The organism is Bradyrhizobium sp. USDA 3364 (assembly GCF_054056355.1).
The window spans coordinates 6,780,470-6,793,607 of record NZ_JBSRYG010000002.1; the positions used below are offsets into that span (position 1 = coordinate 6,780,470).

Annotated in this window: 19 protein-coding genes and 1 tRNA gene; 12 read left to right on the forward strand and 8 right to left on the reverse strand. The window is 63.7% G+C overall.

Annotated features, from left to right (window positions below; genetic code table 11):
• Positions 1-4: 4 nt before the first annotated feature.
• Positions 5-271, forward strand: a complete 267-nt coding sequence (locus ACVILL_RS31665; protein WP_456732651.1) for a hypothetical protein — start codon at positions 5-7, stop codon at positions 269-271.
• Positions 272-336: 65 nt separating this feature from the next.
• On the opposite strand, the gene ACVILL_RS31670 is transcribed toward ACVILL_RS31665, so the two are convergent.
• The 3 genes from ACVILL_RS31670 to ACVILL_RS31680 form a co-directional block, all read right to left on the reverse strand.
• Entirely contained in the window at positions 337-1,422 is a 1,086-nt protein-coding gene (locus ACVILL_RS31670; RefSeq protein WP_456732652.1) for a 3-deoxy-7-phosphoheptulonate synthase, read from the reverse strand.
• A gap of 240 nt (positions 1,423-1,662) precedes the next feature.
• Positions 1,663-2,235: an HdeD family acid-resistance protein gene (locus tag ACVILL_RS31675; protein WP_456732653.1), complete on the reverse strand. Its 573-nt coding sequence runs from the start codon at positions 2,233-2,235 to the stop codon at positions 1,663-1,665.
• 35 nt (positions 2,236-2,270) lie between these two features.
• Positions 2,271-3,308, reverse strand: a complete 1,038-nt coding sequence (locus ACVILL_RS31680) for a PrsW family glutamic-type intramembrane protease (protein WP_456732654.1) — start codon at positions 3,306-3,308, stop codon at positions 2,271-2,273.
• 456 nt (positions 3,309-3,764) lie between these two features.
• Here ACVILL_RS31680 and ACVILL_RS31685 point away from each other — a divergent pair, with 456 nt between their 5' ends.
• Positions 3,765-4,670, forward strand: a complete 906-nt coding sequence (locus ACVILL_RS31685) for a sulfite exporter TauE/SafE family protein (protein ID WP_456732655.1) — start codon at positions 3,765-3,767, stop codon at positions 4,668-4,670.
• Between the two features lie 35 nt (positions 4,671-4,705).
• Here ACVILL_RS31685 and ACVILL_RS31690 read toward each other — a convergent pair whose 3' ends face one another.
• Positions 4,706-5,938: a hydantoinase/carbamoylase family amidase gene (locus tag ACVILL_RS31690; protein WP_456732656.1), complete on the reverse strand. Its 1,233-nt coding sequence runs from the start codon at positions 5,936-5,938 to the stop codon at positions 4,706-4,708.
• Positions 5,939-6,079: 141 nt separating this feature from the next.
• Here ACVILL_RS31690 and ACVILL_RS31695 point away from each other — a divergent pair, with 141 nt between their 5' ends.
• The 5 genes from ACVILL_RS31695 to ACVILL_RS31715 all read left to right on the forward strand — a co-directional run bounded on the left by ACVILL_RS31695 (position 6,080) and on the right by ACVILL_RS31715 (position 7,573).
• On the forward strand, positions 6,080-6,421 hold the full coding sequence (locus tag ACVILL_RS31695; protein WP_456732657.1) for a hypothetical protein: 342 nt from the start codon (positions 6,080-6,082) through the stop codon (positions 6,419-6,421).
• A 68-nt stretch (positions 6,422-6,489) separates the two neighbouring features.
• Positions 6,490-6,639: a hypothetical protein gene (locus ACVILL_RS31700; RefSeq protein WP_456732658.1), complete on the forward strand. Its 150-nt coding sequence runs from the start codon at positions 6,490-6,492 to the stop codon at positions 6,637-6,639.
• Between the two features lie 157 nt (positions 6,640-6,796).
• A tRNA-Glu gene (locus ACVILL_RS31705) sits at positions 6,797-6,871 on the forward strand.
• A 167-nt stretch (positions 6,872-7,038) separates the two neighbouring features.
• The gene (locus tag ACVILL_RS31710; protein ID WP_456732659.1) at positions 7,039-7,296 is read left to right on the forward strand and encodes a PilZ domain-containing protein; all 258 of its coding nucleotides are present in this window, start codon (positions 7,039-7,041) and stop codon (positions 7,294-7,296) included.
• Positions 7,297-7,327: 31 nt separating this feature from the next.
• Positions 7,328-7,573, forward strand: a complete 246-nt coding sequence (locus tag ACVILL_RS31715) for a hypothetical protein (RefSeq protein ID WP_456732660.1) — start codon at positions 7,328-7,330, stop codon at positions 7,571-7,573.
• Positions 7,574-7,636: 63 nt separating this feature from the next.
• On the opposite strand, the gene ACVILL_RS31720 is transcribed toward ACVILL_RS31715, so the two are convergent.
• The 3 genes from ACVILL_RS31720 to ACVILL_RS31730 all read right to left on the reverse strand — a co-directional run bounded on the left by ACVILL_RS31720 (position 7,637) and on the right by ACVILL_RS31730 (position 9,947).
• Positions 7,637-8,278, reverse strand: coding sequence for a glutathione S-transferase family protein (locus ACVILL_RS31720; RefSeq protein WP_456732661.1), 642 nt, complete (start codon positions 8,276-8,278; stop codon positions 7,637-7,639).
• Between the two features lie 347 nt (positions 8,279-8,625).
• A complete protein-coding gene (locus ACVILL_RS31725) occupies positions 8,626-9,078 on the reverse strand; it encodes a VOC family protein (protein ID WP_050420326.1) in 453 nt (150 codons plus the stop codon).
• 695 nt (positions 9,079-9,773) lie between these two features.
• Positions 9,774-9,947, reverse strand: coding sequence for a hypothetical protein (locus ACVILL_RS31730; RefSeq protein WP_456732662.1), 174 nt, complete (start codon positions 9,945-9,947; stop codon positions 9,774-9,776).
• A 155-nt stretch (positions 9,948-10,102) separates the two neighbouring features.
• Between ACVILL_RS31730 and ACVILL_RS31735 the strand changes: the two genes are divergently transcribed.
• The 4 genes from ACVILL_RS31735 to ACVILL_RS31750 all read left to right on the forward strand — a co-directional run bounded on the left by ACVILL_RS31735 (position 10,103) and on the right by ACVILL_RS31750 (position 11,843).
• Positions 10,103-10,345 carry a hypothetical protein gene (locus ACVILL_RS31735; protein WP_456732663.1) on the forward strand — a complete coding sequence of 81 codons (243 nt, stop codon included), beginning with the start codon at positions 10,103-10,105 and terminating at the stop codon, positions 10,343-10,345.
• 83 nt (positions 10,346-10,428) lie between these two features.
• On the forward strand, positions 10,429-10,776 hold the full coding sequence (locus tag ACVILL_RS31740) for a GrlR family regulatory protein (RefSeq protein ID WP_456732664.1): 348 nt from the start codon (positions 10,429-10,431) through the stop codon (positions 10,774-10,776).
• A 244-nt stretch (positions 10,777-11,020) separates the two neighbouring features.
• Positions 11,021-11,206 (forward strand): hypothetical protein, encoded by a 186-nt coding sequence (locus ACVILL_RS31745; RefSeq protein ID WP_456734410.1) that lies wholly within the window; start codon positions 11,021-11,023, stop codon positions 11,204-11,206.
• A 349-nt stretch (positions 11,207-11,555) separates the two neighbouring features.
• Positions 11,556-11,843, forward strand: coding sequence for a hypothetical protein (locus ACVILL_RS31750; RefSeq protein WP_456732665.1), 288 nt, complete (start codon positions 11,556-11,558; stop codon positions 11,841-11,843).
• A 101-nt stretch (positions 11,844-11,944) separates the two neighbouring features.
• Here the strand turns inward: ACVILL_RS31750 and ACVILL_RS31755 are convergent, their stop codons facing one another.
• A complete protein-coding gene (locus tag ACVILL_RS31755) occupies positions 11,945-12,106 on the reverse strand; it encodes a hypothetical protein (protein WP_456732666.1) in 162 nt (53 codons plus the stop codon).
• A gap of 242 nt (positions 12,107-12,348) precedes the next feature.
• On the opposite strand from ACVILL_RS31755, the gene ACVILL_RS31760 reads away from it, so the two are divergent.
• Entirely contained in the window at positions 12,349-13,125 is a 777-nt protein-coding gene (locus tag ACVILL_RS31760) for an SIR2 family NAD-dependent protein deacylase (RefSeq protein ID WP_456732667.1), read from the forward strand.
• Positions 13,126-13,138: the final 13 nt, after the last annotated feature.

The following is a 13,138-nucleotide window of genomic DNA, read 5'->3' on the forward strand; positions in this document are numbered from 1 at the left end:
CGAGATGCGGAAGACAGTTTTGTTGATGGCGATGATCGTTGCGGTTGGATCGCCCCAGCTTGGAATCTCCCAAGCCTGGGCGCAGCAACAGGGCGGATCGTCCTCCATGCAGAAGAGCGGCGGCACGGTCCCGGAGGCGCCGGTCGGACATCGTCAGCCGCGCCGCGGCGACGTTGGCAACGAGAAGAATATCAGCGACCCGAACAGCCAGGCGAACAAGGAAGACGCTGCGCTCGACAAGAAGATCAAGAGCATCTGCCGCGGCTGCTAAGCCACGGAGCTGACCGGCGGAGCGCGATATCCGCCCCGCCGGCAACGCTCAATCCGTTCGTCACGTCAGGCCGAACGCTCCTGCAAGCCGTCACGCCGCACGCTGCGCCTTGCGTCGACGGCATCGGCCAGCTGCTCCAACACGTCAGCCGTCGTCGCGAGGTCGATGCAGCCGTCCGTGATGCTCTGGCCGTAGGTCAATGGCTTGCCCGGCACGACGTCCTGACGTCCCGCGACAAGGTTGCTCTCGATCATCACGCCGATGATGCGCTGCTCGCCGCCTGCGACCTGGCGTGCGATGTCGGCGGCAACTGCCGGCTGCTTCTCCGGCTTCTTGCTGCTGTTGGCATGGCTGGTGTCGATCATCAGCCGGGCGGCGACGCCGGCGCGACCAAGCTCCGTGGCGGTAGCATCGACGCTTGCGGCATCGTAGTTCGGCGCCCGGCCGCCACGCAGGATGACGTGGCAGTCCTCATTGCCGCTGGTGGCGGCGATCGCTGAACGGCCGCCCTTGGTGACCGCCATGAAATGATGCGGGTGCGAGGCCGATTGCACAGCGTCCGCCGCGATCCGCACGTCGCCGTCGGTGCCATTCTTGAAGCCGACCGGGCAGGACAGGCCGGAAGCCAGCTCGCGATGGATCTGGCTCTCGGTGGTGCGCGCGCCGATCGCGGCCCAGGAGACCAGATCGGCGATGTATTGCGGCGTCGTCATATCGAGGAATTCGGTGCCGGCCGGCAGGCCGAGATTGTTGACGGCCGAAAGCACGTTGCGGGCAAGCCGCAGGCCCTTGTTGATGTCGAAGCTGCCGTCGAGATCGGGATCATTGATCAGCCCCTTCCAGCCGACGGTGGTGCGCGGCTTCTCGAAATAGACCCGCATCACGATCTCGAGGCGGTCGGCGAGCTGTTCGCGCAGGCTGACGAGGCGCTCGGCATAATCGACGGCCGCCGCGGGATCGTGGATGGAGCAGGGGCCGACGACGACCAGCAGGCGGTCATCGGTGCCGTTGAGGATCGCGTGGACGGCGTTGCGGGCGCCCATCACGACGCGGGTCGCCGTCAGGGTGCGCGGGACCTCCCGCATCACCTCTTCGGGCGTACTGAGCTCTTTCAATTCCTTGATGCGAAGATCGTCTGTCGTACTCAACACGGCTGGCTCCTTTGGATTTTGGGACCTGCCGGCACACAAAAAAGCCGCCAGGTCCGGCGGCTTGTTTTGGACGTTTGCTGCAAATCTTCAGATTGAGCGCGATCCTCCTGCCGCCAGCGAGCTGTCGTAGCTAAAGTACCAAAAATAGCTGGTGGCGGCGGATGTGATCATGGGACGGCTCTATAGCGGATGGATTTGGGGCTGTCACGCCCCAAATCAAGCCCCCTTTGCGGTTCGCCGTCAGGTGTTGCGGGCCGCCAACGCCATGCCGATCATGGTCGCGCCACCGAACATCAGGTTGAGGCCGACGAGGAGGCCGATCGCCCATCCTGCGGATTCCGGCAGGCCGGCGATGATGAAGAAGGCGACGACGATGTCCATCAGGCCGGCGATCAGCAGCCAGGACCAGCGGCCCGACAATTCGCGGCGGTGTTCCAGCGCGTACATGATGGTGGCGACGCCCTCGGCGAGGAAATAGGCGCCGACAACGATGGTCAGCGTCAGCACGCCCTGCATCGGACGGGCGAGCAGCAACATGCCGGCCAGCACGGCGAGCGCGGCCGAAATCAGCGACCACCAGAAGCCCGGCATGGTCCGCGCCCAGTACGTCACGATCAAGCCGCCGATGCCCGAGATCAGGAACATCCAGCCAAGCAAGATGGTGACGGCGAGGCTCGCGAATGCCGGCACGATCATCGCGGCAATGCCGATGACCACGAGCAGGATGCCTTCGAACAGGAACGCCTTCCAGTGCGCCTTGACGGCGGCCTGCATCTCCGATCGCAGCTTGTCGAGGTCGTGGGGCAGGGTCATCGCGGCTCTCCCGATCTCCGAGCGTGCGGCCTATCCTAGCTCTGGCCCGGCGCGGACGGAAAGCCCTCCGAAGCAGTCCGCATCCGGTTGCGGCCGAGGAAGTAGACGGCGGTGGTCGCGACCAGCAGCGCCAGCCCGATCAGGATCGAGGTGAAGCCGATCGGCACCAGGATGAACGACGCATTGCGCTCCGGATTGACGTACCAATGATGCAGCGAGGTGAGCAGGAAGGCGACACCGGCAAAGCCGGCGCCGCCGCCGATCAACAGCAGCGCCCACATCCGCCGCAACTGGCTGAGCCGCTCGCGTGCGACGTCAGTGCGTGGCGCATGATGCTTGCCGATGCGGCGCACCAGGCGGACTGCAAAACCGATCGAGGAAAAGCCGATCAGCACGCTCGCCGACCCGAGCAGCAGCCGCGCGGTCGAACTGAGATCGGGGATGCGCTGGAGCGCGAGCAGCGGAAAATCGAACGCCGCATGCAGCAGGACCGGCGCGACCAGCACCAGCGCCCAGTTCGTGATCCGCGCCCAGTCACGGTGGCCCCGGTAGGCGCCGAGCGCGCCGCCCGAGCGCGCGATCGCAAGATAGGCGCCGGCGATGATGCCGAGCGCGCCATGGAACGGCACGGTGAGCACGCTGCGCAACGCCGCGAGCGCGCGCCACATGTCCTTGTGCTGGACGAGATAGGCAAGGTTCTCGTAGGCGGCAAACCCCAGTCCGGCAGCCGCGCCGTAGACCACGGTATCCATCGGATCGGCGAAGGCGCGGCGCCGCGTCGAGATGGCGACGATGACGAGGACCTTGACGATCTCCTCCGGCGCGGCGACGCCGAACAACGCCCGCACCGCCTGCGTCGCCCAGGGATTGTCGGGAATGGCGAGCAGCGCATTGAAGGGAATTCGCGCCAGGCCCAGCAGCGAGATGCTGGCCGCACCGAGCACGAAAGCGAGCCACACCTGCACCGGCGGCCCGGGGCGTTCGTCGGCGGCAATCACCAGCCACAGCACGAGCAGCGCGGGGGCAATGGCGGCGGCGCCTATCACAGTCGGAAGCGACTCGAGCAACAACATGAGCCGGACGGGCCCCTTTGATGGCACCAAAGCGATGCGTGACGAAGAAATGGCAGCAAGTTCAGCGGATTGCAAATCGGGCGATCGGCAGAATCGGTTCGACTGGCAACGTTCTCGTGTCCAATATGCCACGGTGCCTGCGAAAGCGCCGCGGAAGCGTGCCGCTGCAGATCAAGGCAGAGCGGCTATCGGGTCTGGTTCCTGACGGGGCAGCCCCCATGCGCCGCTCCTGGCGGAGCGGGACGGTGCCTCGGACCATGGATGGGACCTGCGGGGCCGGTCAGTTTGCCGTGACGTTGCCGAGCCGCACAGCAACGACGGCGTTGCGGTGAGGGCGAGGGAGGCGCGCCGACGCTATGACATTCGCAACGCTCAACAGTCGCAAGTTTCGGCACCGTGTCCCACGCGTTGGGCTATAATGCAGCGGGCAAGGGACGGATCCGGTAAAAGCCAAAGATGCTTTCGATTGATTCTGCTGTGATCGTTCTTGCCGTGATCGCGTTGTTTGCGGCCTTTGTAAACGGTGCGCTGGGTTACGGATTCTCCTCGCTCACCGTGCCGGTCGCCCTTGTCTTCTACACCAACCGCGTCCTCAATCCCGCGGTCGTGATCGTCGAAGTCTTCGTCAACCTGTATGTTCTCTGCATCAACCTGAGCGGCGTTCCGGCCGTATGGCGGCGCGTGTTGCCGATCCTGATCGGCCTCGTGCCCGGAATTGCAGTCGGCGCCTTCACGCTGACGTCGCTGCAGCCCGGCTGGACCAAGTTCGCGACCTACTCGATCATTCTGCCGCTGATCCTGCTGCAGGCGGCCGGTTGGCGGAGGCCGATCCAGTCGAAATGGCTGATCGGTTTGCCGTTTGGGACGACGCTTGGGATCCTGTACTCGGTCACAACCATTTCGGGACCGCCGCTGGCGATCCTGTTCAACAATCAGGGCCTCGTCAAAGACGAGTTTCGGGCCGGCCTCGCATTGGTCCGTGTGACGGAGTCCAGTCTGACTGCGATCGCATACTACAAGCTCGGCCTGTTCATCGAGGAGAGCCGGAGCATCCTGTTCGTGCTCGTTCCCTGCGTTGTCGTCGGCATACCGCTCGGTGCCTGGCTCATCCGGCGGCTGGACGCAGAGACGTTTCGCCGGATCTGCATGAGCTTTGATGCGTGGGTCGTGGGTTTCGGCCTGTCGCGCGTGCTGATCGAAGTGAAGCTGATGGAAAGCCCGTGGGCCTACAGCGTGATGGCCGTCACGATCCTGATCGACGTCTGCCTGCTGTACGTGTTCTTCACCGCGCGCAGAGCGACGGTACAGAGTTCGCATGCGCTCGCTTCGTTGAGATCGGGCGAGCGGGGCGGTCCGACCTGACGGCGACAACGCCGTGAGGGACGTCCGCGAGGCTGCTAACCTGCCAGCAGACGGCGGCAGGTTTCGACGAACACCTCGGCTCCCGTGACGATGTCGGCGTCGGCGGTGTTCTCGCTCCAGTGATGGCTGATGCCGCCGATCGACGGTACGAACAGCATCGCGGCCGGCATGATGGTGGCGAGGACCTGGGCGTCATGGCCGGCGCCGCTCGGCATGCGGATCGATTGGCCGCCGGCGCAGGCCGCGCTCGCGGCCTCGATCGCATCCTGGAACGCGGGCGTCATCATCGCGGGCACGCCGGTGCGGATGCGCTCGACTGTCACGCCGCAGCGGCCTTGCGCCGTGACCTCGGCCGCCATGCGATGCAAATGTTGCTCGAGACGCGCGATCACCTCGGGGTTGTCGTCGCGAATCTGGAACAGCATCTCGGCTCCGCCGGGGATGACGCTCGGCGCGCCCGGATCCAGCGTGATGCGGCCGGTGGTCCAGACCGTGCGCGGTCCGCACAGGGCAGGGAAGCTCTCGTCGATCGCGACGCAGAATCGCGCCAGCGCCAGGCCCGCATCCTTGCGCACCGCCATCCGCGTCGTGCCGGCGTGGTTCTGCTGGCCGGTGAAGCTGATGCGATACTGCCAGATGCCCACGATCGAGGTGACGATGCCGATCTTGAGCCGGCTAGCTTCCAGCGTGTCGCCTTGCTCGATATGGGCTTCGAGATAGCCGATATGGCGTCGAGGTTCGGCGTTGAGGCGCGGCCGGCCGGCGAAGCCTGCATCGCGCAATGCCTGTCGCATGCTGCGATCGCTGGAGCGGTCGCGCGCCGCGTCGATATCGGCCTCGGTCACGGCGCCGGCGAACGAGCGGCTGCCGAGGAAGCTGCCGAAATGTCCTTCTTCATCGCACCACGCCGCGACCTCGACTGCGCCATGAACGTTCGGATCGGGATTGATGACGCGCGCGGCTTCCAGCGCATAGATCACGCCGAGCGGTCCATCGAGCCAGCCCGCATGATTCTGGCTCTCCAGATGTGAGCCGGCGAGCAGCTTTGGTCCAGCCTTCGCACTGGTGCCGAACACGTTGCCGATGCCGTCGATCGTTGCAACAAGATCAGCGTCGGGCAGCCGCTCGGCGAACCAGTCGAGCGAGCGCAGATGCGGTTCCGAGAATGTCGGCTTGTGCACGCCGGTCTTGTAGGCGCCGATCGCACGCAGCGCGTTGAGATCGGCGAGCACGCGCTTGCCGTCGAAGCGATCGTTGATGCCTGGCATGGTAGGACTCCGGATTAGCGTGTTGGCGCCGCAATCCCGTCTTGATGCCGTCGCGGTTGGATGCGACGGAACAATCAGGGCAAACGATTTCTTAGCGGTTCTGCTCTTAGGTCGCAGTACGAATAGCGTGTGAGTGTGATCATGTCTGCATTCCGGAACTGGGCTCGCAAGGCCACTGTGCTGTTTCTTCCGATCGCGCTCGGCGCCTGCGCGCAATATTCGCAACAATACAACATGAGTGCGCCGCCGCCCGGAACCGGGCCGCTGGCTTGGGACGGTGCTGGACAAGACCCCAATATGCCGCAGCCGCGACGCCACGCGCGGAATGCGTCGCCGATGGTGCCGGAGACGCAACTGTCGGAAGCGGATCGGGACGATCGGCTCGCGCGCAAGCTCGTGATCTGCAGCACCTGCATCAAGCACACGCCGGCCGTGGCGGCGGCGCAGTCGACCAACCGCCAGGACGTCGCGAGCAATCACTAGCGGTCGGCGCGGAGCCGTCCGGCCTGCGGGCCTTAGTTAGGCCAAATTGTCGTTCGATGCGCGGGCCCATGTCGTTCCGAAGACTCATCGTTCCCGCCATCGTCGTCGCGCTTGCTGCCGCCATCCTGATTCATGTCGGTGGTTCGCGGGCGCACGCCCATGTGCCGCCGCATTGCGGCTTCTGGACCTCGATCGAGGCCGGACTGTCCTGCAGGTGATGTTAGGTAGGTGATCCCGGCGGCAACCCGGGAAAAGCGCGTCTCGACGCTTGCCCACCCGGCCAATCGCCACTATACGTTCGCCCGTCGCGGCCGTTGACGGCCGTGGCCAGTCCGGCGCATCTCACGTCTAACGTATTGATATGCCGGGAGTTTTGCTCCCTTCGTCTATCGGTTAGGACGCCACCCTTTCACGGTGGAGAGAGCGGTTCGATTCCGCTAGGGAGCGCCATTACGGCCAAACCGGAATTCCAGCCAATTCAACGGATTGTGCCGGGCGACGGCTTTGCCGCACGGTCCAGGCCGCTGTGTACAATCCCTCAATGGCTGCAATCCGCCGAGATTTCGCAACCCTTTGTAAAGCCAGCGGCGATAGGCGTGAGCCCCGGGGATGATGTGATGGCTCTAGGATCCAAGAAGCGCGAAACGCGCAAATCGTTGCGTCAATCCGGCTGGATCACGCTCGACGGCGGATTCGCCGCGCGGCCCTGCGTGGTCGAGGACATCTCCGCGTCGGGCGCAAAGATCACCGTCCAGGACAACAATACGCTGCCGGCCAAGCTGCGGCTGGCGTTTTCGCGCGACGCCCGCACCGGGCGTGCCTGCGAAGTGGTCTGGCGCGAAGGCAGGACATTCGGCGTCAAATTCGTGCGCTAGCCTCGTTCGGGCGCGCGCGATAAAAGGCTGGATGCGCAAAATCTGCATCGCCATCGCCATCCTGCTTCCCGCCGCGGCGCTCGCGCAGCAGGGCGACCGCCGCAATTTCCGGACGCCGCCGCCTGATGCCGGCAAGACCTTGCCGTCGAAATCCGCGACGCGGAGCAATCCTTGCGCCTCGTACGGACCGGGCTTCGTCAAGGTCGAGGGCTCCGACACCTGCGTGAAGCTCGGTGGCGGCATCAGTGTCGGTGCGGGGATGTCCAGCGGACGTTGAAGCATGATCCGCAAAAGTGCGAAGCGGTTCTCCGAAGAGATTATGCTCTAACTGCCCTGCCGCTCACGACATCGGCGGCGCGATGAAGCGCACGAAGCCGGGCCGCCCGGCGATCTCGCCGAACCAGCGTTCGAGATTGGGCAGCTTCGGCTTGGTGACGCCCTCGACCCCGAACCAGCGCCGCGCAAAGGCGCCGATCGCAATATCGGCGATCGTGAACTGATCGCCCTCGATGAAGCGGCGCGTTGCAAGCAGCGTTTCGGCGACGCGCCACACCACCGCCTCGGCATCGGCGTCCTTCTGGATCTTGACCATGTCGCGCTGCTCCGGCGGCGTGCGCACCATCGCCCAGAACACCGGGCGGTCGACCGGCTGCAGCGTCGACAGCGTCCAGTCGAGCCAGCGATCGACACCGGCGCGCGCCTGCGGCGATTGCGGATAGATCGAGGAGCCCTGTCCGTACGCCATGCAGAGATAGCGCATCACCGAATTGGATTCCCACAGCACGTAGTCGCCGTCGACCAGCGTCGGGACGCGGCCATTCGGATTCATCGCGAGATAGTCGGGCTGATCGTTCTTGCCGAACTGCATGCCGGCATCGATGCGATGATAGGGCAGGTCGAGCTCGGCGAGACACCAGAGCACCTTCTGCACGTTGACCGAGTTGGCCCGGCCCCAGATCGTCAGTTGCGGCTTGCTGTCCATTTCGCGTTTCTTCCGCTGTTTGCTTTGCGCGCGTTCTTAGCTGAAGCGCCGCGGAAAAGCGCGGCCTGAATTGTATCGAGAGCAAAAAAGAGGCCCCGCCGCATCGCGGCGGAGCCTCGCACATACGCAGGCGCTAGATCGCAGTCAGTGACCGAACAACAACCACAACACGATGATTACCGGGATCGGCACGCCCAACAGCCAAAGCAAAATTCCCTTTCCCATCTCGTTGCCTCCTCGCATTCACTGAATGAGGAGGCAACGTCGACGATTGCGCGGTGTTCCTATCGGCCCCGCCCATCATCGATGGACAAACGCGGACAGGAACGCGCGTGCTGGCGCGGTTGTTACCAGTGCCCGGTATTCGGCATCGACGCCCACGGCTCGGCCGGCGCCTTCGGATCGCCCTTCTGCAGGATCTCGATCGAGTGCAGGTCGGGTGAGCGCACGAACGCCATGTTGCCGTCGCGCGGCGGACGATTGATGGTGACGCCCATCTTCATGAGCTTCTCGCAGGTCGCGTAGATGTCGTCGACCTCGTAGGCGAGATGGCCGAAATGGCGGTCCTCGCCGTATTTCTCCTCATCCCAGTTGTAGGTCAGCTCGACCAGCGGCGCGCCGCGGGTTTGCGGCAGCGACTTGAGCAGATGGAGGTCTTCCTCCGCGCAGAGAAACACCAGCGTGAAGCGACCCTTGTCATTGTCGATGCGGCGGACTTCCTTCAGGCCCAGCGCGTCCTGATAGAACTTCATGGCGACGTCGAGATTGCGGACGCGCAGCATGGTGTGCAGATAGCGCATTTTCTTATCCTCCTCGGAATGCAGAGATTTTGTTTAGGCGATTTTGTTTGGGCTTGGGCGAGACGGAACAAGAATTAGCAGCAAAATGCGATGCGGGGCAGGGGGTGCGCGACGTTTGTGGCTGTACGTCGTCTTCACACTCTCAAGCTTTCGCGAACGTGCGCTCGCATTGGCCGACAACGCTATTGCGCAGGCGCCGCATTGGCCCAGACGCGAGAAAGCCCCGCCCAGGAAATATCTGGAACAGGGCTTTCGTCGTCGAGCCTTGGAGGCACCAGCTCTAAATCACCGATTGCCCTTCACGGCCAATCAAGGACGCGCGAGGTTGGACATTCTCCAAAACGCGAGACCTCGCGAGTGGGATCGCGAGGTCTGATGCCGACCGGCCTTGGGGGGAACGTGCCGGCAACCGGGAACATAAAGCCGCTGCGCGCGCAATGTTCCCGGGTCCGGAAAATAGAAAGCCCCGCAGGCTGGATGCGGGGCTTTCCCAGTTGACGGACTGGGGATCTCTCAGGGCGTGAGCCGTCAACTGTTGGAGGACAAACTTAAGGTTGAATTTGTAAAATGCAACAGCGCCGCGTAGACGGAATATGGTCGTCCCACAGCGCTGTACCGGATACTGGGCCCTGAAATCCCCAGCGCCCTTATGTCTTCGCGGCGCGCAAATGGTTCAAAGGAACCCGCGGGCGATCTCACACCTTGATGTCGAGGATGGTCTCGACGGCGTCGCGGTCGGCCTGGTTCTTGGCGGCGAATACATCCAGCACATCCTCATTAATGATGCGCGGCTGTTCCTTCGCGGTCTGGTCGACGACGAGCTGCACTCTGGCCTGGGTGACTTCGACAGGTACGGGGTAAATGAGCATGCCTCGCTCCCTCCGGCCATTGGACCTTGTCAGGGTTTTCTTAACGATTTCTAAGCCCAGATCAGCGCCTTCGCCTCGAATCGGCTGCACGCGCACCGCTTCGGTGCGGATTTGGCTGCCAATTTGACGCGGCGTTAGCCCCAGCAATCGTAGCTTTGGCCGCGCCGACGCACTTGCAGCTCGAGGACAGCAATCATGATGGCGTCCATTTGCGTGGCGCTCTCATCGCAAAAGCGATCAGGGCAATTGCGAGTGAGCTGGACCGGAAGCCGAAGCAGACGCCGGGCCCGATCGACGCGCAGGTTGAGCGACCGGCGATGGCCCAGATCGACCGGCTGAACCGTGAACTCGAGCGTTTGCTGGAGATCAAACGCCGGCTGCGAGCCCAGCAGCGCTAGCCGCGGACCGGCGGTATCGGCCCGCTCGCCTGCCGCCCGGGTTGGGGCCATACTGCGGGCCTTCGGGACCGGGCTGGCGATCGATGAAGAACGGGCTCTATTCGATTCATATCCACATGACTGACGGCGTGCAGGGCCGCGACAGCGGCGTCCTGATCCTGCGCGATGGTCTGTTGATCGGTGGCGGACCGCATTTCTGGTCGATCGGCGCCTACACGGTCGGCGAGGCGACCTGGAAGGGGCACCTCAGCACCAACCAGCATTCGCCGTTTTCCGACCCGTTCGTCCGCCCGCTGTTCGCCGGGCAGGAGGTGACGAGCGGGTTCTCCGGTACCTTCCACGACGACGAGGCTGAGGTGTTCGGAACCGTGCTGGTTGGAACCCGCAGCCTGAGCTTCCATGCGACCCTGAAATGGCTGGCGGATGCCTGACATCGCAGGGCTGTGGACGAGTGCGCAGCAAGCTCCAAAGCTTGTTGAATAAATGGACCTGCCAACGCTGTGAGTTTGCTGCGGACAATCTGGGGATATCGCTGTGGATCGCCCGCTCGTGGCCGATCGGCGCGCCCCGAACAGGGCATCACCCAGCCACCACTAACCCTACCCGGTTAGGTTAAGGGCAGCATCACGTTGTCACTACTTGAGATTGCGCTACGGATGGCTCAGGGTGATCGCCATGATGCCATCGTTCCACAGCGCAGACAGACCGACCCACCGGCGTGTGATGGTGGTGGGCCTGCTGTTCTGTTCGGCTTTTGTCGTGATCAGCTTCTGGCTTCGGCCGCAGCCCGAGGACGGCAAGGTGCTCGTGAAGGCCGACCGGCTGGTCCGCACGGCGGGAGAGGCGCGCAAGGCAAATTGAGACGGGGCGAATGGAGACGAGGTAAATTGAGACGCGGCAAACTGAAGCAACGCGAACCGAGACGCGCCGCCGGCGCTCAGTCCGGCAGATTCCCGTTCGGGTGCTTGTGATACGTCGCAATGCCGATGAAGCCGGCAAAGGCCATCACGTTAAGCAGCAGTTCCATCCATGCCGGCATCAGTGCCAACCTCGTTGATCGCTGATCTAATCTCGGAGGTTGTGTATTTGTTCCCACGCTAACCGATGGTAGCTTTGCGCAATCGCATGGCTGCGGAACCGGAACGGTCTTCTGCTGCAACCATCCCCACTGTGCCCGCGTTGGTGCGGATAACCACGTGAGGAGGTTGCCATGAAAAAGACGCTGGCAGTTTTGGCGGCAGTTGCGACGGTCGGTGCGACGATGGTCACTGCACCGGCGCAGGCGCGCGGTATCGGTCCTGGCCTCGCTTTCGGTCTGGCGGCCGGCGCACTTGCTGCGGGCGCCGCCGGCGCGGCATATGGCGCCTATGGCCCATACTACGGGCCCGGCTACTATCCGGGTTACTATGGTCCGCGCTACGGCTACTACGGCGGCCCCGGTTACGCCTACTATCGCGGTCCGTACTATCGGCACCACTACTATCGCCATTATTGGTAACGGCGAGGGGCCCGGAGCAAACCGCTCCGGGCTTTCTCAATTGCGCACCATGATCTGATCGCGCGAGAGCGTTCGTATCGCCGCGCATGGCCGGCGCACCATCAAGCGCTCTTGCGCTGAAATCCACTCCAGACGTTGCCGAGCGTGTTGTCGTAATATTCTTGGCGATCGCGCTCGAACTTTCGCTGCGTCGCCCTGAAGCTGGCAACGCGTGCGACGATCTCCTCGCGCTCGCGCGCGATGCGGTCTTCCAGATCGGTCATTGCCCATCCTGTTGATCGTGATCCTATCCCCGCGGGCATTGGCATCGGCGAATTGGGCGTCAATGCGGAATGGGCAGTGCAGGATTGTGATGATGCTGGGGCGGTGAAAGCGACGCTGCGGCTGCATCAGGAAGCAGGTCACCAATGCGCTTGATTGAGGCGTCATGATAGTTCTCGTCAAGGTTGAGATCGCAATCGGTCCGGTCGTGCTATAGTCGCGACGGCCAACCGGATCGTTTCCAATGACCGCAAAAGACTCGATAGCAAAGGACCTGCGCAGCGGCGTCGAGCAGCTCGGCAACATGATTGCCGAGGCCTCATCGATCGTGCCGTTCACCGGGGCAGGGATCTCGACCGAGTGCGGCATTCCCGACTTCCGCTCGCCCGGCGGGCTGTGGACCCGCAACCGGCCGATCCCGTTCGACGAGTTCGTCGCCAGCCAGGAGGCGCGCGACGAGTCGTGGCGTCGCCGCTTCGCGATGGAACCGACGTTTGCGGCAGCCAGGCCCGGTCGCGGGCATCGCGCGCTTGCGTCGCTCTACCAGGCAGGCAAGGTTCCTGGCATCATCACGCAGAACATCGACAATCTGCATCAGACGTCGGGCTTCAAGGCTGGTGACGTGGTCGAGCTGCACGGCAACACGACCTACGCCCGCTGCATCGGTTGCAGCAAGGACTACGACCTCTCGTGGGTGAAGCAGCATTTCGACAAGACGGGAAGCGCGCCCGACTGCGCGGACTGCGGCGACCCGGTGAAGACCGCGACGATCTCGTTCGGACAATCGATGCCCGAGGATGCGATGCGCCGCGCGGCGGAACTTTCCAGGCAGTGCGACCTGTTTCTGGCGATCGGATCATCGCTGGTGGTATGGCCCGCCGCAGGCTTTCCGATGATGGCGAAGGAGAGCGGCGCGCGGCTCGTGATCATCAACAACGAGCCGACCGATCAGGACGACCTCGCCGATCTGGTGATCCGCCACGACATCGGCGACACGCTTGGTCCTTTCGTAGGCAATTGATGCCCGATTGATT